The following is an 18,254-nucleotide window of genomic DNA, read 5'->3' on the forward strand; positions in this document are numbered from 1 at the left end:
CCGGTTCGCCTCGGAACGCCACGGATCGGAAAAGCGAGGGCCCGCCGCTGACTGTCGACCGCCTCAACGAGCTGATGCTCGGCTGCGCCCTGGTCCTGCTCGTCGCGGTCGCCGCGGTCCGACTGACCTCGCGCAGCGGGCTCCCCTCGCTGCTGCTCTACCTGGCGATCGGCGTCATGTTGGGCCGGGACGGCCTGGGCGTGGAGTTCCACGACGTGGAGCTCACGCAGGTGCTCGGCTACGCGGCCCTGGTCGTCATCCTCGCGGAGGGCGGCCTCGCCACCCGGTGGCAGGAGATCAGGCCGGCGCTGCCCACGGCGGCCGTCCTCGCGACGCTCGGCGTCGGCGTCAGCGTCGGCGTCACGGCCCTCGCCGCGCACTACCTCGTCGGCCTCGACTGGCAGGCCGCCCTCATCATGGGCGCCGTGGTCTCCTCGACCGACGCCGCCGCCGTCTTCTCGGTGCTGCGCCGGGTGCCGCTGCCGCGCCGGCTCACCGGCACCCTGGAGGCCGAGTCCGGCTTCAACGACGCGCCCGTCGTCATCCTGGTGGTGGCCTTCTCCGAGCACTACGGGGAGGTGGCCTGGTACGTGCTGCTGGTCGAGATGGCGTTCGAGCTCGCGGTCGGCCTCGCGGTCGGGCTGCTCGTCGGCCGGCTCGGCACCCTCGCCCTCCGCGGGATCGCGCTGCCCGCCTCCGGCCTCTACCCGATCGCCGTCCTCTCCTTCGCCGTGCTCGCCTACGCGAGCGCCGCGCTGCTGCACGGCAGCGGCTTCCTCGCCGTCTACGTGGCCGCGCTCGTGCTCGGCAACGCCGCGCTGCCGCACCGCCCGGCCACCAGGGGCTTCGCGGACGCCGTGGCGTGGATGGCGCAGATCGGCCTGTTCGTGCTGCTCGGACTGCTGGTCGACCCCGGGGTGCTCTGGGACGACGTCGGGACCGCGCTGCTGCTGGGCGGGGTGCTCACCCTCGTGGCGCGGCCGCTGTCGGTGGTGCTCTGCCTGACGCCGTTCCGCCGGCCGTGGCGGGAACAGGCGCTGCTGTCCTGGGCCGGGCTGCGGGGCGCGGTGCCCATCGTGCTGGCCATCATCCCGGTGGTGGCGCACGTGCCGGACAGTGACCGGATCTTCGGCGTCGTCTTCGTGCTGGTGGTCGTCTACACGCTGGCGCAGGGGCCGACGCTGCCGTGGCTGGCGCGGCGACTGCGGATCGGCGAGGGCGAGAAGACGGTGGACGTGGACATCGAGTCGGCGCCGCTCGAACGGCTGCGCGGGCACCTGCTCTCGGTGTCGATCCCGCAGGCCTCCCGGATGCACGGCGTGGAGGTGGCCGAGCTGCGGCTCCCGCCGCAGGCCGCCGTCACGCTGGTGGTCAGGGACGGCGCCAGCTTCGTCCCCGACCCCACCACGGTGCTGCGGCGTGGCGACGAACTGCTCGTGGTGGCGACGGACGAGGTGCGCGAGGCGGTGGAGCGGCGGCTGATCGCGGTGGGACGGGGCGGCAAGCTCGCCGGCTGGCTGCGCCCGGAGTGGCGACGGCCGGCGGCGTGAGCGTCCGCGGGGTGCCAGTGGACTTCCGCACCCGGAATGTTGCACGATGGAGCGTCGTTAGCACTCCATGACCATGAGTGCCAGGAGGAGTTCGTGCCGACTTATCAGTATCAGTGCACCGCGTGCCACGAGGGTCTCGAGGTGGTGCAGAAGTTCACCGACGACGCACTGACGGAGTGCCCCAGCTGCCAGGGGCGGCTGAAGAAGGTGTTCTCGGCGGTCGGCATCGTGTTCAAGGGCTCCGGCTTCTACCGCAACGACAGCCGTAACGCCTCGTCGTCCAGCAGCCCGGCGTCCTCGTCCGGCAAGGCCGACAAGGGTGGCAAGGCGGAGAAGGCCGGCGACTCGTCCTCGACCTCGTCGTCCGCCTCCTCGTCCTCCTCGTCCACGTCGTCGTCCTCCTCGACGGGGTCGACCACGAAGAGCGCCGGCAGCACCGCCTCCGCCGCATGACGGGCCCGCGGGCGGAGATCGGGGTCATCGGAGGCTCGGGCTTCTACTCGTTCCTCGACGACGTGACCGAGGTCACAGTCAACACCCCGTACGGGGCACCGAGCGACTCGCTCTTCGTCGGCACCCTCGCCGGCCGTGCGGTGGCGTTCCTGCCGCGGCACGGCCGCGAGCACCACCTGCCGCCGCACCGCATCAACTACCGTGCCAACCTCTGGGCGCTGCGCGCCCTGGGCGCGCGGCAGGTGCTCGGCCCGTGCGCCGTGGGCGGGCTGCTGCCGGAGCACGGCCCGGGCACGCTGCTGATCCCCGACCAGCTGGTGGACCGCACCAGGAGCCGGGTCAACACCTACTTCGACGGCGAGCCGCGGCCGGACGGCGCGCGGCCGGGCGTCGTGCACGTCTCGCTGGCCGACCCGTACTGCCCGGAGGGCAGGAAGGCGGCGCTGGCCGCCGCCGCGGGGCGCGGCTGGGACGCGGTCGACGGCGGCACCATGGTCGTCATCGAGGGCCCGCGCTTCTCCACCAGGGCCGAGTCGCGCTGGCACGCGGCCCAGGGGTGGTCGGTGGTCGGCATGACCGGCCACCCGGAGGCCGCGCTCGCCCGCGAGCTCGAGCTCTGCTACACCTCGCTCGCCCTGGTCACCGACCTCGACGCGGGCGCCGAGGCCGGCGAGGGCGTCTCGCACGCCGAGGTCCTCGAGGTCTTCGCGCAGAACGTCGACCGCCTGCGGGACGTCCTCTTCGACGCCGTCGCCGCCCTCCCGGCGGGCGAGCACCGCACCTGCCCCTGCGCCACGGCCCTGGCGGGCCAGACCCCGGGCATCGACCTTCCGTAACACGCCCCCTCCGGCGGCCGGCCGGCCCGCGGGGCGCCGCCCGAAGCGCGCGGCGCCCCGCGGCACAGCTGCTGCTTCGTGGCGGCCGCGCTGTGCCGGCCGCGTCGTGCCGTGCCGGCTGCGCCGGCAGGCGCGCCGGGCGTCGCGCTCGGCTTTCCGCGCGAAGCGCCGCCCCGCCCCAACCCCGCCCGCGCGCAGCGCGGAAAAGGGCGGGTGGGTGGGGGAAACCCGGCGCGAAGCGCCCGGCACCCTGCGGCGTCCACGCCGCCTAGCGACCGGCGCCCCGCGGCGCAGCGCGCCGCCGCGTCAGAACGCCGCGCCCTGGCCCGACTCCAGCGACAGCAGGAGCCGCTTGCGAGTCAGACCCCCGAGACCGAAGCCCGTCAGGGCGCCGGAGGCGGCCAGCACCCGATGGCACGGCACGATGATCGGCACCGGATTGGCGCCGTTGGCCGCGCCCACGGCGCGGGCCGCGGTGGGGCGGCCGAGCTCCCTCGCCAGCTCGCCGTAGCTGAGCGTCGTGCCGTAGGGGATGGTGACCAGCCGCTGCCAGACGCTGAGCTGGAACGGCGTGCCGGCGGCGGCGATCCGCAGCGCGAACCCGGTGCGGCGGCCGGCGAAGTAGGCCGTCAGCTGTTCGGCCGCCTCCCGGAAGGCGGCCGGTGCGGCGGTCGAGTCCGGGGCGGGGGCGCGGTCGGCCAGCAGGTCGATCCTGCTGAGGGTGCCCTCGGCGTCGCCACTGAGCAGCAGCTCTCCGAGGGGGGACGGGACGACGGCGTGGTGTGGGCGGGCCCCCGGGGCGAGGGGCAGAAAGCTGACGGCTGACACCCGATCCACTCTCGGGCCTCCCGGCCCCCCACGCTGGCGGTAATCGGACATCGACCCCCCGTCGGACGCCAGCTCACTCCATCGGGTGACGGGCTTGTCCACAGCCGCCGGGTTGTCCACAGGCATGAGCGGGATTCGCCATGGCTGGTCACGCTGGGCCCATGCATCCGACCTCCATGAACCCGATTCAGGACCCGCCCCGTTCCACGACCGCCGCCATCACCTCCCCCGTCGCGCCGGCGCTCCACACCCGCGGCCGGGCCGTGCCCGAGTTCACCCCCGTGCGGCCCCGGGGCGGCCGGCACCGGTTGCGCCGCGCGCTGCGGCGGCGGCGCCGGCCGGTGGCCCTGGCCTTCGCCGCCGTCTCCGCCGCGCTCGCCCTGGCCGTGCCGTGGTCGCCCGAGGAGCCGGCCGAGCGGCAGGAGGCGGCAGCCAGCGGGGCCCGCGAGGGCCCGGCGCGCGGCGCGGCCGAGCAGGAGCCGGCGGAGTCGGTCGCGGCCCCGGTGCGGATCGCGGACGCGGCGGCGGTCCGGCTGCTCAGCCCGGGGGACCGGGTGGACGTGCTGGCGGCGAGCGCCGACGCGGCCGGGGAGGAGGGCGGCGGCGCGGCCCGGGTCGTCGCCCGGCGGGCCCGGGTGGCCGAGGTTCCGGACGGCGGGGGAGCGGCCCCCGTGGACGGGGGCGCGGGCGGCGGCGCCCTGGTGGTGCTCACGGTCTCCCCGGAGACCGCGGCGCGGTTGGCCGGCGCGGCGGCCGAATCCGAACTGGTGGTCACCCGATGGTGAGTCCTGTCATCGCTGGGGAGGGGCCCGACTGGACAGCGTCCCCACCGCTGATGCAGCGTGTGGGCCGCGAACAGTACGGAATCGGCCAGGCCGGCCAGGCCGGCCAGGCCGGCCAGTCCGACGAGCCCGACGAGTCCGGTGAGACCGGGGAGAGGTGGAGCGGTGAGCGAGGGGAGGCAGGGGGTCGTGGCCGGGGTCACGACCGTCCTGGGCGGATTCAGGGACTTCCTGATGCGCGGGAACGTGGTGGAGCTCGCGGTCGCCGTCGTCATCGGCGCGGCCTTCACCAACATCGTGAACGCGGTGGTGGAGGGGGTCATCAACCCGGTGGTCGGGGCCTTCGGCACCCGGGACCTGAGCGCCTACGAGGTCTGCCTGCGGGGCGACTGCGCGGGCGACTCCGGGGTCGCGATCCGCTGGGGCGCGGTGGTGAGCGCCTCGTTGACCTTCCTGATCACCGCGGGCGTCGTCTACTTCCTGATGATCCTGCCGCTGACCCGGTTCATGGCCCGGATGAGGCGCAAGGAGGAGGTGGGGGAGGTCACGCCCGTGATCACCGAGCTCGACCTGCTCACCGAGATCAGGGACGAGTTGGTCGCCAGGCGCACCGGCCGCCCGGTGGCCACCGTGGGCGCACAGCGTTCGGGCGAGGCCGAGCCGCCGTCAGGACCGGTCGAAGGACAGGGCCGTGGGGACGGGCCCGCCAAGGAGTAGCCACCGCCGGTGGCCCGGGGTGGCGGCGAGCGTCAGAGGTGGTGCGGCGGCTTCTCGTTGACGAAGCGGGCCAGGTCGCCCGCCGCGTCCTCCGGTGGGTGCTCGCCCCAGCCCTCGTCGGCGTCGTCGGCCGAGCGGCGCTCCAGCGGGTCGTCGAAGACCAGCCGGCTGACCGGCGGTTCCGCCCGGTGTCCTTCGGGTGGCGGCGTGCTGCTCATGGCCCCAGGGTACGGCTCGGGAGGCAGCCGCTCCCCGGCGAGGGCCTCGTGCCACCACAGGTCGCGGCCCGGCGTCCAGGGCACGGGCCGGGAGTGCTGCGGGACCACGACCACCGAGCGCACCTCGGGGCACCTGGTCAGGGCCCGGTCCAGGCCGGCCTTGACCTGGACGGGCCGGCCCTCCCCCTGGTAGGAGTCGGCGGTTATCACCACCCCGGTGCCCGAGCTGGCTATCCGGTGGCGGACGTAGCCCTGGTGGTCGCCGATCGGGAGCGTGACGCGCTGGGCGTCGAGGCGGATGCAGGCCAGGGTGACCACCACCGACTCCAGGCCCATGGGCAGGAGCACTGCCACGGGATCGCCGCCGCGCACCCCGAGTCTGGTCAGCATGCGGGCGGCCTGCTCTCCCTGCCGCAGGAGCTGGGCATGGTTGAGCACATCGGCAGGGCGGAAGCCGCCGCCCGTGCCGTGTTGATCTCCGGACATGAACGCCAGCCTGGTCGCCCGGGATTGATGTCGGATAAACGTCCGCTGGACGAGGGTGTGGAGCGGCCTCGGGTGGGGAAGGGCGCGCGCCCCGAGGCGGCTGCGACCGGTGACCCCGGAGCGTCCGTGCGCGTCCGGGGGCACCGGCACTTCCATGCTCCCGCCCTCGTCGTGGTCACGGCAACCGGGTCAGGCGGCTGCCGTGGCCGCCACGCGCTCCTCGGCCGGCGCCTCGGCGGGGGCGGCACCGCCCCCGGTCGCGCGGTCGGGGCCGCCGGCCCGCCGGCCCTTCAGCAGCACCACAAGGCCGGCGGTGACGAGGGTGCCGGCGGCGATGGCCACCAGGTAGGCCAGCGGGCTGCCGACCAGCGGCACCACGAAGACGCCGCCGTGCGGGGCCCGCAGCGTGCTGCCGAACGCCATGGACAGCGCGCCGGTGACCGCGCCGCCCGCCATCGCCGAGGGGATCACCCGCAGCGGGTCGGCGGCGGCGAACGGGATGGCGCCCTCGCTGATGAAGGAGGCGCCGAGCACCCAGGCGGCCTTGCCGTTCTCCCGCTCGGTGGGCGTGAAGAGCCGGCCGCGCACCGTGGTGGCCAGGGCCATGCCCAGCGGCGGGACCATGCCCGCGGCCATCACGGCCGCCATGATCTCCAGGCTGGCCCGGGTGGGGTCGGCCACGGCGATGCCGCCGGTGGCGAAGGCGTAGGCGACCTTGTTGACCGGGCCGCCCAGGTCGAAGCACATCATCAGCCCGAGCAGCACACCGAGCAGCACGGCGTTGGTGCCGCTGAGGTCGCCGAGCCACGTCGTCATCGCGTCCTGCGCCTCGGCGATCGGCCTGCCGACGACGATGAACATCAGGAAGCCGACCACGGCGGAGGACAGCAGCGGGATCACGACCACCGGCATGATGCCGCGCAGGACCGGTGGGATGCGGACCCGTTGGATGCCCATCACCACCGTGCCGGCCAGCAGGCCGGCGGCCAGGCCGCCGAGGAAGCCGGCGTCGATGGTGACGGCGATGGCGCCGCCGACGAAGCCGGGCACCAGGCCCGGCCGGTCGGCCATGCCGTAGGCGATGTAGCCGGCCAGTACCGGGATCAGGAAGCCGAACGCGGCGCCGCCGATCTGGAACATCAGGGCGGCCCAGCTGTCCGCCTCGGTCCACACGAAGTGGTCGGCGACGGAGGGGGCCCCGTTGATCTCGTAGCCGCCGAGGGCGAAGGCGAGGGCGATCAGCAGACCGCCGGCGGCGACGAACGGCACCATGTAGCTGACGCCGGTCATCAGCCACTTGCGCAGCCGGGTGCCGAAGTGGTCGCCCGGCTCGCCGGCCCGGTCGAGGGGGGCGCTCGGGGCCCTGCCCGGCGCGGCCACCTCGCCGCGCGCCGCCTTGGCGCGGGCCTCCGCGAGCAGTTCGGCGGGGCGGTTGATGGCCGCCTTGACGCCGACGTCGACGACGGGCTTCCCGGCGAACCTGTGCTTCTCCCTGACCTCGACGTCATGGGCGAGGATCACCGCGTCGGCGTCGTCGACGGTCCCGGGCGCCAGCCGCTCGAAGCCGGCCGAGCCCTGGGTCTCCACGGTGATCTCCACACCCTCGTCCGCGGCCGCCCGCTGGAGCGACTCGGCGGCCATGTAGGTGTGCGCGATCCCCGTCGGGCACGAGGTGACGGCGACGACCCGGAACGGGCGCGCCGGCGTGGTGTCCTCGTTGGTCGGCGCGTCGGCTTCGGTCCCGCTCTCGATCCCGGGCTCGGTCTCGCTCTCGGTCTCGGTCCCGCCCGGGGCTATGAGCGCGGCGGCCTCCTCGGCGGAGGCCGTCTCCCGGAGGGCCGTGGTGAACTCGGGGCGCATCAGCTGGCGGGCCAGTTCGGAGAGGATCGTCATGTGGTCCGCGTCGGCGCCGGCCGGGGCCGCGATCAGGAAGATCAGGTCGGCGGGGCCGTCCGTGGCGCCGAAGTCGATGCCGTGGGCGGCGCGCCCGAAGGCCAGGCTGGGCTCGGTCACGTGGGCGCTGCGGCAGTGCGGGATGCCGATGCCGCCGTCCAGGCCGGTCGGCATCTGCGCCTCGCGCGCCGCCACGTCGGCCAGGAAGCCTTCGAGGTCGGTGACGCGGCCGGCGGCGGCCAGCCGTTCGGCCAGCGCGCGGGAGGCCGCTTCCTTCGTGGTGGCGGTCAGGTCGAGGTCGACCAGCGCCGGGGTGATCAACTGGCTCATCGCACGGCTCCATTGACGGGACGGGGGAGGGGGAGGTCGAGGGGCGGGTCGGTGGTCACGGTGACCGCGTCGGGGCGCAGGTCGGCGGGGGTGGGCATGGAGCTGCCCGGCAGCTGCACGGCGGCGGCGCCGTGGGCCAGGGCGGCGGCCAGCGCCGCGGGGCCGCGGCCACCCGTGGCCAGGAAGCCGGCCAGGGAGGCGTCCCCGGCGCCGACGTCGCTGCGCACGGCGGCGACGGGCGCGGTCCCGAAGTACAGCCCGGTGTCGTCCACCAGGAGCTGTCCTGCCGCGCCCAGGCTGGCCAGCACGGCGCGCGCGCCCGCCGCCCGCAGCTCCTCGGCGGCCTTGGCGGCCTCCCCGAGGGTGGCGAGGTCGCGGCCGACCGCGGCGGCCAGCTCCTCCGCGTTGGGCTTGATGACGTCGGGCCGTTCGGCGAGCGCGAGCAGCAGGGCGGGGCCCGAGGTGTCCAGCGCGATCCGGGCGCCGGAGCGGTGGGTGCGCGCGACGAGCCGCGCGTACCAGTCGTCGTCCAGGCCGCGCGGCAGGCTGCCGCAGCAGGCGGTCCAGGAGGCGGCGGCCGCGTGCTCGCCGGCGGCCTCGAGCAGCGCCTCGCTCTCCGCCGCGGTCAGCTCGGGGCCGGCCGCGTTGAGCTTGGTGAGCGTGCCGTCCGGCTCGACGGCCGAGACGTTCACCCGGGTGCGGCCGGTGACCGGCACGGCGGCGACGTCGATGCCCTGGTCGGTCAGCAGCTGTTCGAGCAGCGCGCCCTCGGGGCCGCCGAGCGGCATGACGGCGGTGGTGCGGTGGCCGGCCGCGGCCACCGCGCGGGACACGTTGACGCCCTTGCCGCCCGGGTCGACGCGGTCGCCGCCGGCCCGCAGCACGGCGCCGCGCTCCAGCGCCGGGATCTCGTAGGCGCGGTCCAGGCTCGGGTTGGGGGTGACGGTGAGGATCACGCGCGTCGCACCTCCGTGCCGGTGGCCTCGATGGCGCGGGCGTCCGCCTCGCCGAGGCCGGTGTCGGTGACCAGCACGTCCACCTGGCGCAGCGCGCCGAACCTGGCGAAGTGCTCCTGGCCGAACTTCCGGGAGTCGGCGAGCAGCACGACGCGGCGGGCGGCGCCGATCAGCGCCCGCTTGACGGCGGCCTCGGCGAGGTCGGGGGTGGTGAGGCCGGAGTCGGGGGCGAAGCCGTTGGTGGCGAGGAAGAGCACGTCGGCGGTGATCTCGCCGTAGGTGCGCAGCGCCCAGGAGTCGACGGCGGCCCGGGTGCGGTGCCTGACCCGGCCGCCGACCACGTGCAGCTCGATGCCGGGGTGGTCGGCGAGCCTGGCGGCGAGCGGCAGCGCGTGGGTGACGACGGTGAGCGAGGCGTCCAGCGGCAGGGCGGCGGCCAGCGCCGCGGTGGTGCTGCCGGCGTCGAGGATCACGCTGCCCTCGTCGGGCAGCTCGGCGAGGGCGGCCAGAGCGATGCGCTCCTTCTCGGCGACCGCGGTGGCCTCGCGCTCGCTGAGGTCGGGCTCGAAGTCGAGCCGGCCCACGGGGATCGCGCCGCCGTGCACCCGGCGCAGCACGCCGGCCCTGACCAGGGTCTTCAGGTCGCGCCTGACGGTCTCGGCGGTGACCTGGAACTCGTCGGCGAGGGCGAGGACCTCGGCCCGGCCGCGCTCCCTGGCGAGCCGGAGGATCGCCTGCTGCCGCTCGGGTGCGTACATCTGTGTTTCAGCCCGTTCTATGCCCGGATATCTGTGATTTGGCTCGGATGTTACGCCCGAGGTAGGAGGAAGTAAACAGATCCAGAAACAATGCGGGCTCAACTGGGCACGGCTCGGCGGGCGGCCCCCGCTCCGGAGGACGGCCGCGAACGCGGACCGGCCCCCGCGGCTGACGCCGCGGGGGCCGGTGTGGAGCGGAGGAGCGGGTGACGGCTCAGTGCGCGAGCACCGGGATCGGCTCCGCCTCCCCGAGGCCCTTCTCACCCTCGGGCCGTGCCTGGGCGCCGCCCCTGCTGTTGATCAGCAGGCCGGCGACCGCGGCGGCGGCCACCAGGATCCCGAAGGCCCACCAGATCGCCGAGGTGAAGCCCTCCACCATGGCGGCCGGGTCGATCGGCAGCACGCCGTGGTCCTCGGCGTACGAGGTGGTGGCGCTGGTCGCGATGGTGTTCAGCGCGGCGATGCCGATCGCGCCGCCCACCTGCTGCGACACGTTCACCATGGCCGAGGCCACGCCCGCGTCGGTCGGCCGCACGCCCGTCGTCGACAGGCTCATGGCCGGCATGAACGAGGTGCCCATGCCGAGGCCGAGCAGCACCATGGCCGGCATCAGCAGGCCCGCGTACGAGCTGTCCAGGCTGAGCTGGGTCAACAGCAGCATGCCGAGCGAGGCGGTGAGCAGGCCCGGCACCATCAGGTTGCGCGGGGCCACCCGGGTCACCAGGCGGGCGCCGATCTGCGTCGAGCCGATGACCATGCCGACCACCATCGGCAGGAAGGCGAAGCCCGTCCTGACCGGCGAGTAGCCGCGGACCACCTGGAGGTAGTAGGTCAGGAACAGGAAGAGACCGAACATCCCGATGATCGCCAGGCCGAGCGCGAGGTACGCGCCGCCCCGGTTCCGGTCGGTGATGACCCGCAGCGGCAGCAGCGGCGCCTTGACCCGGGACTCGACGAGGACGAACAGCGCCAGCAGCACGGCGGCGGCGACGAACATCGTCACGGTCACGCTCTCGCCCCAGCCCTCGTGCTCGGCCCGGGTGAACCCGTAGACCAGGGCCACCAGGCCGGTCGAGGCGAGGATGACGCCGGGGACGTCGAGGCGCGAGTGGTTGCGGGCCGACTCCGGCTCGCGGATCACCAGCACGGCGCCGACGGCGGCGACCACGGCGAACGGGATGTTCACGTAGAAGGTCCAGCGCCAGTCCAGGTACTCGGTGAGCGTGCCGCCGAGCAGCAGACCGACGGCCGCGCCCGCACCGGCGATGGCGCCGTAGACGCCGAACGCCTTGGCGCGCTCCTTGGCGTCGGTGAACAGCACCGCCAGCAGCGAGAGCGCGGCGGGCGCGAGCAGCGCGCCGAAGACGCCCTGGAGGGCGCGGGAGCCGAAGAGCATGGCCTGGTTGGTCGCGGCGCCGCCGAGCGCGGAGGCGAGCGCGAAGCCGATCAGGCCGACGACGAAGGTGCGCTGCCGGCCCCACAGGTCGGCGATCCGGCCACCGAAGAGCAGCAGCCCACCGAAGGCGAGCGCGTAGGAGGTGATCACCCACTGCGTGTTGGCCTGGCTGATCTCGAGATCCTGCTGGGCCGAGGGCAGCGCGATGTTCACGATGGTGCCGTCCAGCACGACCATCAGCTGGGCTATGGCGATGAATATCAGCGCCGTCCAGCGCTTGGGATCGGGTATGCCGGCAGCCTGGCTGACGGCGGGTTGCGGTGGCATAGGGGCGGTTACCTCACGTTGGTTGGGCTGAAAAATGGCCGTATATGGCCTCCCGGGGGCAGGCCTGCGTCGAGTCAGACCCGGGCGGGAGGGAAAACTCATCGCCGCGCCGATGCGGCGGTGCTGGGTGGTCGGGCGTCGGGCCCTCAGAGGTGGGTCAGCGGAGCTCGTCCTCGAGGTCCTCGAAGTGCCTCGCCGACCCGGGCAGCACGCTGCGTGCCGGCGTGCGCAGGCCGTCGAGGAAGATCTGCAGGTGGCGCAACGCCATGTCCTCGCTGCCGCCACAGGTGCCGGGCAGCGGGAGGGTCAGGCGGCCGATGGCGATCAGCAGGTCCCCCGCGCCCACGTCCCCGCGCAGCTGGCCGGAGGCGTGCGCCCGGGCGATCACCCGCTCGGTGATCTCCCGCATCTGCCGCTGGCTCTCGAGCAGGCGCGGGTCCTCCCTGTCGAGGGAGCCGGCGATCAGTGGGCAGAGGCCGCCGACGCGCTCCCGCGCGGCGCTGAGCACGAGGGCGGAGAGGGTCTCGAAGGGATCGTCCTCCGCGGCCATGGCCGCCTCGGCCCGGTCGACGAGCTGTTGCTTCACGTGGAGCAGTACATGGAGAAGAAGTGTCTTCCGATCGGGAAAGTGGCGGTACAGCGTGGCATTGCCGACGCCGGCGCGTCGAGCGATTTCATCCAGGGGCGCGTCCAGGCCGTGCAGCACGAACGACTCGCGCGCGGCGGTGAGGATGCGCTCGCGGTTCCGCACGGCGTCGGCCCGCAGCCGAGGCGCCTTGGCGGTGGCGATGGTGCTCACGATGCCGCTCCCTGGGACCTGTCGCGCGAACGCCGGTCGGCGCCGCGATGAACAACCGGGGATTCGGTCCCCGGTTGAGTCGGACAGTCTTCAAAACGGAGAGAGCGTCCCCGGATATTTCACGAGTCGCTGTGTTCTGGGTCACATCCGTCGGGCCGGGCTCGGGGCGGGCAACACAAAGCCTCGGCGCCGGCGTGGGCGCCGAGGCTCACGGTCACTCTTCCGCCGTTCGGGTCAGCCACCGGGCGGGCGCGGGGACGGCCGGACCGGCCGCCCCTCACGCCGCCGCGTCGAAGCCCGAGTCGTTCGCCATCCGCTTCAGCTCGAGCAGCGCGTGCTTCTCGATCTGGCGGATCCGCTCCCGGGTCAGGCCGTGCTGCTTGCCCACCTCCGTGAGCGTGCGCTCCCGACCGTCCTCGATGCCGTACCGCGCCCTGATGATGGCCGCGGTGCGCGCGTCGAGCCGGCCGATCAGGTCCTCGAGACCCTCCCGGCGCATCATCACCAGCACCGACTGCTCGGGCGTCGCCGCCGAGGTGTCCTCCAGCAGGTCGCCGAACTGCGTCTCGCCCTCGTCGTCCACCGACATGTTCAGGCTGACCGGGTCGCGGGCCCAGTCCAGCACGTCCTGGACGCGCTCCGGCGTCGAGCCGAGCTCCTTCGCCACCTCACCCGGCTCCGGCTCGCGGCCGTGCTCGCGGTTGAACTCCCGCTGCACCCGCCGGATCCGGCCGAGCTCCTCGACCAGGTGGACCGGCAGCCGGATGGTGCGCGACTGGTCGGCTATCGACCGCGTGATGGCCTGCCTGATCCACCACGTCGCGTACGTCGAGAACTTGAATCCCTTGGTGTAGTCGAACTTCTCCACGGCCCGGACCAGGCCGGCGTTGCCTTCCTGGATCAGGTCGAGCAGCGGCAGCCCGCTTCGCGGATACCGCCGCGCGACCGCCACGACCAGGCGCAGGTTGGACCGGATGAACACGTCCTTGGCGCGCTCACCCGCCTTGACGAGCTCCTTCAGCTCCTCCTCGGAGGCCGAGGCCGAGGCGCTGCCGGCGACCGGCTCCTCCTCGCCCCGCAGAAGGCGCTCCGCGTACAACCCGGCTTCGATCGCGAGGGAGAGCTCGACCTCCCTCGCCGCGTCGAGCAGCGGGGTGCGGGCTATCTCGTCCAGGTACATCCCGACCAGGTCGCGCTCCGTGGCATCGCTGCCTGCGCTGGACCGGACACTGCCCGTCGTCTCGACACTGTCATCGGTGTCCGAGCGCCGGGCGACGGCACGGGTTGCCATACGCGTGCTCCCTTGCGAAGTGATCAATTCCCACTCAAACCGAGGTCCTTGTCAGACCAGGACGGGGGACGCCCCCTTGCCTCCCGCGTCCGTAACGAATCAACGACGGGAATCCGGACAGAATTCCCAAGCGGTGCATCTTTTTCTCGGCGATGCAGTACCCTGCCCCACTGGCGCCAGCCCCCTGGTCTCCGTGGGACATCGCTCCCACATCCCTCAAGACGAACAACGCCCCCGCAAAGTTGCGCGAGCAGCCTCTTCGTCGCCGGCCGCCCGGCTCGCCGTCCGTCCCCGCCGGACCCTCCGGGTACCCACCACCCGAACGCGTCATTCCACGGGCGCCCCGCCGATTCGGGCCCTCATCGTGGACGCATGCCGCACATACCCGGCCGCCGGGCCGTGCTAGCCGCCGGTGGGTCCATCGCCCTCCTCCTCGGCAGCACGCCCGGCACCGCGGTCGCCCCGCCGACCGGAACCCCGGCGCCCGGCTCCATCCCGGCCACCGCCTGCGCCCCCGAGGCGCCCGCCGGCCTCGCCGAGGGCCTGACCGAGACCGTCGGCGCCGCGCCCGGCTTCACCCCCGCCACCGGCACCGTCTCGGCCCTCACCGTCTTCATCGACTTCCCCGACGCCGAGGCGGAGGTCAGCACCCGTGAACGGTTCGCCGAGTTCTTCCCCGAGACCGCCGAGCACTTCGCCGCCAGCTCCTACGGACGCCTCGACTACCGCGCCGTCCCCGTGCACCGCTGGCTGCGCATGTCCCAGCCCTTCGAGGACTACGGCATAGACCGGGGCGCCGGCTGGCGCCCCGACGACGACCAGGGCTACAACCGGCTGCTCCACGAGATAGTCGACGCCCTCGCCGACGACCCCGACTTCCCCGGCTTCGGCGACCACGACCTGATCAACGTCCTCGCCACCCCCAACGCCGGCCCCCCGGCCACCCAACAGGTGCTGTCCGTCACCTTCCCCGGCCGCGACCTCGTCCCCACCCCCGACGGCGGAGCGCTCCGCAACGTCAGCTTCATCTGGTCCCACCAGCCGGGCGACCCCTACCGGGTCCTGCTCCACGAGAACGGCCACGTCTTCGGCCTCCCCGACCTCTACTGGACCGACCACGCGCCCGCCCCCGAGTCCCTCGCCGGCCACTGGGACGTGATGGAGCAGGACTGGGGCCCGGGCAACGACTTCCTCGCCTGGCACAAGTGGAAGCTCGGCTGGCTCTCCGCCGAGCAGGTCGAGTGCGTCGCCGAGGCCACCACCACAGAACACGTCCTCACCCCGGTCGGCGCCCCCGGTTCCGACGGCACCCGCCTGGTGGCGGTGCGCACCGGCGAGCACGAGGCGCTCGCCGTCGAGGTACGCGCCCCCGGCGGCCTGGACGACGTCGTCTGCCGCCCCGGCGTCCTCGTCTCCCGGATCAGCACCGACACCGTCAGCGGCCTCGGCCCCGTCCGCGTCGCGGACGCCACCCCGGACAGCGCCGGCTGCCAGCCCACCCCCGACCCCCAGGTCACCGCGGAGCTCACCGACGCGCCCTTCGTCCCCGGCGAGACCTTCAGCGACCGGGACGCCCGCGTCAGCGTGCACGTCCTCGACGCCGACGCCGACGGGCGCCACCGGATACGCGTCACCCGCTGGTGACGTGGGCGCCGCGCGCGGGTAGGTTGCCGGTCAGCGCCGCGTGGGCGCCTCCCGCGGTCCGCCGGGGCGCGCCTCCCACGACCGGCTGGGGGAGGGGCGAGAAGCCCGGGAAGGGCGAGGTCAGATGCGGCAGCGCGGATTCGGCGTGGACGGCGAGGTCCTGAGGTGGATCGCCCACCGCCGCAACACGGAGCTCGGCCTGATCCTCCTCGCCCTCGGCGTCGTCGCCTTCGGCCACGCCATCGTCGGCCTGGCCCAGACCGACCGGCTGCCCCCCGCCCTGCCGGTGTACACGGCGGGACTCGGCGCCCTCGCGCTCCTCGCCCACCTGACCGTGCGCCGCTTCGCCCGCTACGCCGACCCGCTGCTGCTGCCGATCATCGTCCTGCTGACCGGCCTCGGCCTGGTGCTGATGGACCGGCTCGACCGGGACTACGCCCGCCGCTACCCGTCCACCGACTACCAGTCCCAGCCGGTCGCCCCCGACCAGGTCGTCTGGACCGTGCTCGCCGTCGTCCTGCTGGTGGTCACCCTCGTCCTGCTGCGCCACCACCGCATCCTGCAGCGCTACACCTACCTCGGCATGGCCGTCGCGATGGCGCTGCTGATGGCCCCCGCGCTCTTCGGCGCCGACCAGTTCGGCGCCAAGCGCTGGATCACCGTCGGGCCGCTGTCGGTCCAGCCGGGCGAGTTCGTCAAGGTCATGATCGTGGTGTTCTTCGCCAGCTACCTGATGGCCAACCGCGACGCCCTGGCCCTCGTCGGCCGCCGCTTCCTCGGCCTCGCCCTGCCGCGCGGCCGCAACGCGGGACCGATCCTGGTGGTGTGGGCGGTCAGCCTGGTGGTCCTCTTCTACGAGCGCGACCTGGGCACCTCGCTGATCTTCTTCGGCGTCTTCATCGTGATGCTCTACATCGCCACCGAGCGCATCAGCTGGGTGGTGCTCGGCGGGCTGCTGGCCGCCGTCGGCACCTTCTTCGTCGCCACCACCCAGCCGCACGTCAAGGGCCGGGTGCAGGCCTGGCTCGACCCGATGGCGATCTACCTGCCGCCCGAGCAGCGGCCGCCGGGGCTGATCTCCGAGCAGTCGGCGGAGGCACTCTTCAGCTTCGGCGCCGGTCACCTCACCGGCACCGGGCTCGGCCAGGGCCACTCCTACCTGGTGGGCTTCGCGGGCCGCAGCGACTTCATCCTGGCCACCGTGGGTGAGGAGCTCGGTCTTGCCGGGATGACCGCGGTCATCCTGCTCTACGCGCTGCTCGTCCAGCGCGGCATCGCCGCCGCCCTCGCCGTCACCGACCCCTTCGGCAAGCTGCTGGCCTCCGGCCTCGCCACCGTGCTCGCGCTCCAGGTCTTCGTCGTCGCGGGCGGCGTGACCGGCCTGATCCCGCTCACCGGCAAGGCGCTGCCCTTCCTCTCCCAGGGCGGCTCGTCCACGGTCGCCAACTGGCTGCTCGTCGCCCTGCTCATCAGGATCAGCGACCGCGCCGGCAAGGCGTCCACCGAGCCGGAGGGCAACGCCACCATCCTCACCCCCCTCGTGCACGCCAACCCGGCCCGCCCCGAGATCTTCTAGCGGGCGGGCGGCTGTGCGACGCTGGGGCGCACGATCGAACGACCGAGCGGGTAGGCAGCAACGATGAACCTCCTTGACGACGCGAACGCCCTGGCCGACGACCTGACCCAGCTCCGGCGCCGACTCCACGCCGTCCCCGAGGTCGGCCTCGACCTCCCCCGCACGCAGGAGACGGTCCTCGCGGCGCTCGAAGGGCTGCCGCTCGACGTCACCACCGGCGCCTCCCTCACCTCCGTGACGGCCGTGCTGCGCGGCGCCACCCCGGGACCCACGGTGCTGCTGCGCGGCGACATGGACGCGCTGCCCGTCGCCGAGCGCACCGGGCTGCCGTTCGCCGCCGACAACGGCCGGATGCACGCCTGCGGCCACGACCTGCACACGACGATGCTGGCCGGCGCGGCACGGCTGCTCTCGGCCCACCGGGACCGGCTGGCGGGCAACGTCGTCTTCATGTTCCAGCCGGGCGAGGAGGGCTACGACGGCGCCGGCCGGATGCTCGCCGAGGGCGTGCTCGACGCGACGGGGGAGCGGCCGGTCGCCGCCTACGCCCTGCACGTCATGTCGCACACCTACCCGACCGGCGTCTTCACGGGCCGCGGCGGGCCGCTGCTCGCCTCCTCCAACGTGCTGAAGGTGACGGTACGCGGCGCCGGCGGCCACGGCTCGCTGCCGCACCGGGCGAAGGACCCCATCCCGGCGGCCTGCGAGATGGTCACGGCGCTCCAGACCTACGCCACGCGCGCCTTCGACATCTTCGACCCGGTGGTCATCACGGTCGGCACCTTCCAGGCCGGCACGGCCACCAACATCATCCCGGACACCGCCACCTTCTCCGCCACCGTCCGCTCCTTCTCGGCGGCCTCGCTGGCGAAGCTGCGGGAGGGCACCGTCGCCGTCTGCCAGGGCGTCGCGGCGGCGCACGGCCTCGAGGTGACGGCCGAGTTCTCCGAGCAGTACCCGGTCACGGTCAACGACGGCGCGGAGGCCGTCTTCGCGGCCGACACGGTCCGGGAGACGTTCGGCGAGGAGCGGTACACGCGGCTGGAGAACCCCATCCCGGGCGCGGAGGACTTCTCCCGGGTGGTGGACGAGATCCCCGGCGCGATGGTCTTCCTCGGCGCGACCCCGGTCGGCGCGGACCCGGAGTCGGCCCCCGCCAACCACTCGCCGCTGGCCACCTTCGACGAGTCCGTCCTGCCGGCGGGCTCGGCGCTCTACGCGCAACTGGCCACGAGGCGCCTCGCCGCGGCCTGACGTTTCGCTGCGCTCGGCGTTGGCCGCCGGCGGCGCCGCTGCGCTTGGCGTTGGCCGCTGGCCCGCAGGCCCGACCAGGCGGCGAAGCCGCCGAGGTCGTGCCTGCGGCCGTGTTGGCCTGCGGTCGTGCGGTGCCGCGCCCACCCGCCCGCCCCTGGCG

Annotated in this window: 16 protein-coding genes; 8 read left to right on the plus strand and 8 right to left on the minus strand. The window is 73.9% G+C overall.

What is annotated here, in order from left to right; all coding sequences use genetic code 11:
- The first annotated feature begins 47 nt into the window (after positions 1 to 47).
- The 3 genes from ACFWI8_RS04690 (at position 48) to ACFWI8_RS04700 (ending at position 2,839) form a co-directional block, all read left to right on the plus strand.
- Positions 48 to 1,550, plus strand: coding sequence for a potassium/proton antiporter (locus ACFWI8_RS04690; protein WP_387085874.1), 1,503 nt, complete (start codon positions 48 to 50; stop codon positions 1,548 to 1,550).
- A gap of 93 nt (positions 1,551 to 1,643) precedes the next feature.
- Complete coding sequence (locus ACFWI8_RS04695; RefSeq protein ID WP_387085646.1) at positions 1,644 to 2,003, plus strand: FmdB family zinc ribbon protein; 360 nt, start codon at positions 1,644 to 1,646, stop codon at positions 2,001 to 2,003.
- Entirely contained in the window at positions 2,000 to 2,839 is an 840-nt protein-coding gene (locus tag ACFWI8_RS04700) for an S-methyl-5'-thioadenosine phosphorylase (RefSeq protein ID WP_387085649.1), read from the plus strand. The genes ACFWI8_RS04695 and ACFWI8_RS04700 overlap by 4 nt, the downstream gene beginning before the upstream one ends.
- 306 nt (positions 2,840 to 3,145) lie before the next feature.
- Here ACFWI8_RS04700 and ACFWI8_RS04705 read toward each other — a convergent pair whose 3' ends face one another.
- On the minus strand, positions 3,146 to 3,667 hold the full coding sequence (locus tag ACFWI8_RS04705) for a methylated-DNA--[protein]-cysteine S-methyltransferase (protein WP_387085652.1): 522 nt from the start codon (positions 3,665 to 3,667) through the stop codon (positions 3,146 to 3,148).
- Between the two features lie 161 nt (positions 3,668 to 3,828).
- On the opposite strand from ACFWI8_RS04705, the gene ACFWI8_RS04710 reads away from it, so the two are divergent.
- Together ACFWI8_RS04710 and mscL are read left to right on the plus strand one after the other, a co-directional pair.
- Positions 3,829 to 4,452, plus strand: coding sequence for an RcpC/CpaB family pilus assembly protein (locus tag ACFWI8_RS04710; RefSeq protein ID WP_387085655.1), 624 nt, complete (start codon positions 3,829 to 3,831; stop codon positions 4,450 to 4,452).
- Between the two features lie 162 nt (positions 4,453 to 4,614).
- Positions 4,615 to 5,166 (plus strand): large conductance mechanosensitive channel protein MscL, encoded by a 552-nt coding sequence (gene mscL, locus ACFWI8_RS04715; RefSeq protein WP_387085658.1) that lies wholly within the window; start codon positions 4,615 to 4,617, stop codon positions 5,164 to 5,166.
- A gap of 32 nt (positions 5,167 to 5,198) precedes the next feature.
- Here the strand turns inward: mscL and ACFWI8_RS04720 are convergent, their stop codons facing one another.
- The 7 genes from ACFWI8_RS04720 to ACFWI8_RS04750 all read right to left on the minus strand — a co-directional run bounded on the left by ACFWI8_RS04720 (position 5,199) and on the right by ACFWI8_RS04750 (position 13,620).
- Entirely contained in the window at positions 5,199 to 5,870 is a 672-nt protein-coding gene (locus ACFWI8_RS04720) for an AMP-binding protein (protein WP_387085661.1), read from the minus strand.
- A gap of 189 nt (positions 5,871 to 6,059) precedes the next feature.
- Positions 6,060 to 8,093 (minus strand): fructose-specific PTS transporter subunit EIIC, encoded by a 2,034-nt coding sequence (locus ACFWI8_RS04725; RefSeq protein WP_387085664.1) that lies wholly within the window; start codon positions 8,091 to 8,093, stop codon positions 6,060 to 6,062.
- A complete protein-coding gene (gene pfkB / locus ACFWI8_RS04730; RefSeq protein WP_387085667.1) occupies positions 8,090 to 9,049 on the minus strand; it encodes a 1-phosphofructokinase in 960 nt (319 codons plus the stop codon). The genes ACFWI8_RS04725 and pfkB overlap by 4 nt, the downstream gene beginning before the upstream one ends.
- Positions 9,046 to 9,807, minus strand: coding sequence for a DeoR/GlpR family DNA-binding transcription regulator (locus tag ACFWI8_RS04735; RefSeq protein ID WP_387085670.1), 762 nt, complete (start codon positions 9,805 to 9,807; stop codon positions 9,046 to 9,048). Before ACFWI8_RS04735 ends, pfkB begins: the two co-directional genes overlap by 4 nt.
- Positions 9,808 to 10,021: 214 nt before the next feature.
- Positions 10,022 to 11,530: an MFS transporter gene (locus ACFWI8_RS04740; protein ID WP_387085673.1), complete on the minus strand. Its 1,509-nt coding sequence runs from the start codon at positions 11,528 to 11,530 to the stop codon at positions 10,022 to 10,024.
- Positions 11,531 to 11,687: 157 nt separating this feature from the next.
- Positions 11,688 to 12,329: a TetR/AcrR family transcriptional regulator gene (locus ACFWI8_RS04745; protein ID WP_387085676.1), complete on the minus strand. Its 642-nt coding sequence runs from the start codon at positions 12,327 to 12,329 to the stop codon at positions 11,688 to 11,690.
- Positions 12,330 to 12,606: 277 nt separating this feature from the next.
- Positions 12,607 to 13,620, minus strand: a complete 1,014-nt coding sequence (locus tag ACFWI8_RS04750) for a sigma-70 family RNA polymerase sigma factor (protein ID WP_311599649.1) — start codon at positions 13,618 to 13,620, stop codon at positions 12,607 to 12,609.
- A gap of 372 nt (positions 13,621 to 13,992) precedes the next feature.
- Here ACFWI8_RS04750 and ACFWI8_RS04755 point away from each other — a divergent pair, with 372 nt between their 5' ends.
- The 3 genes from ACFWI8_RS04755 to ACFWI8_RS04765 all read left to right on the plus strand — a co-directional run bounded on the left by ACFWI8_RS04755 (position 13,993) and on the right by ACFWI8_RS04765 (position 18,094).
- Entirely contained in the window at positions 13,993 to 15,264 is a 1,272-nt protein-coding gene (locus tag ACFWI8_RS04755; RefSeq protein ID WP_387085679.1) for a M6 family metalloprotease domain-containing protein, read from the plus strand.
- A 124-nt stretch (positions 15,265 to 15,388) separates the two neighbouring features.
- Positions 15,389 to 16,840 carry an FtsW/RodA/SpoVE family cell cycle protein gene (locus ACFWI8_RS04760; protein ID WP_387085682.1) on the plus strand — a complete coding sequence of 484 codons (1,452 nt, stop codon included), beginning with the start codon at positions 15,389 to 15,391 and terminating at the stop codon, positions 16,838 to 16,840.
- Between the two features lie 63 nt (positions 16,841 to 16,903).
- Positions 16,904 to 18,094, plus strand: a complete 1,191-nt coding sequence (locus tag ACFWI8_RS04765) for a M20 family metallopeptidase (protein WP_387085685.1) — start codon at positions 16,904 to 16,906, stop codon at positions 18,092 to 18,094.
- Positions 18,095 to 18,254 lie beyond the last annotated feature (160 nt).

The organism is Streptomyces sp. NPDC127098, from assembly GCF_042722465.1.
GTDB lineage: Bacteria > Actinomycetota > Actinomycetes > Streptomycetales > Streptomycetaceae > Streptomyces > Streptomyces millisiae.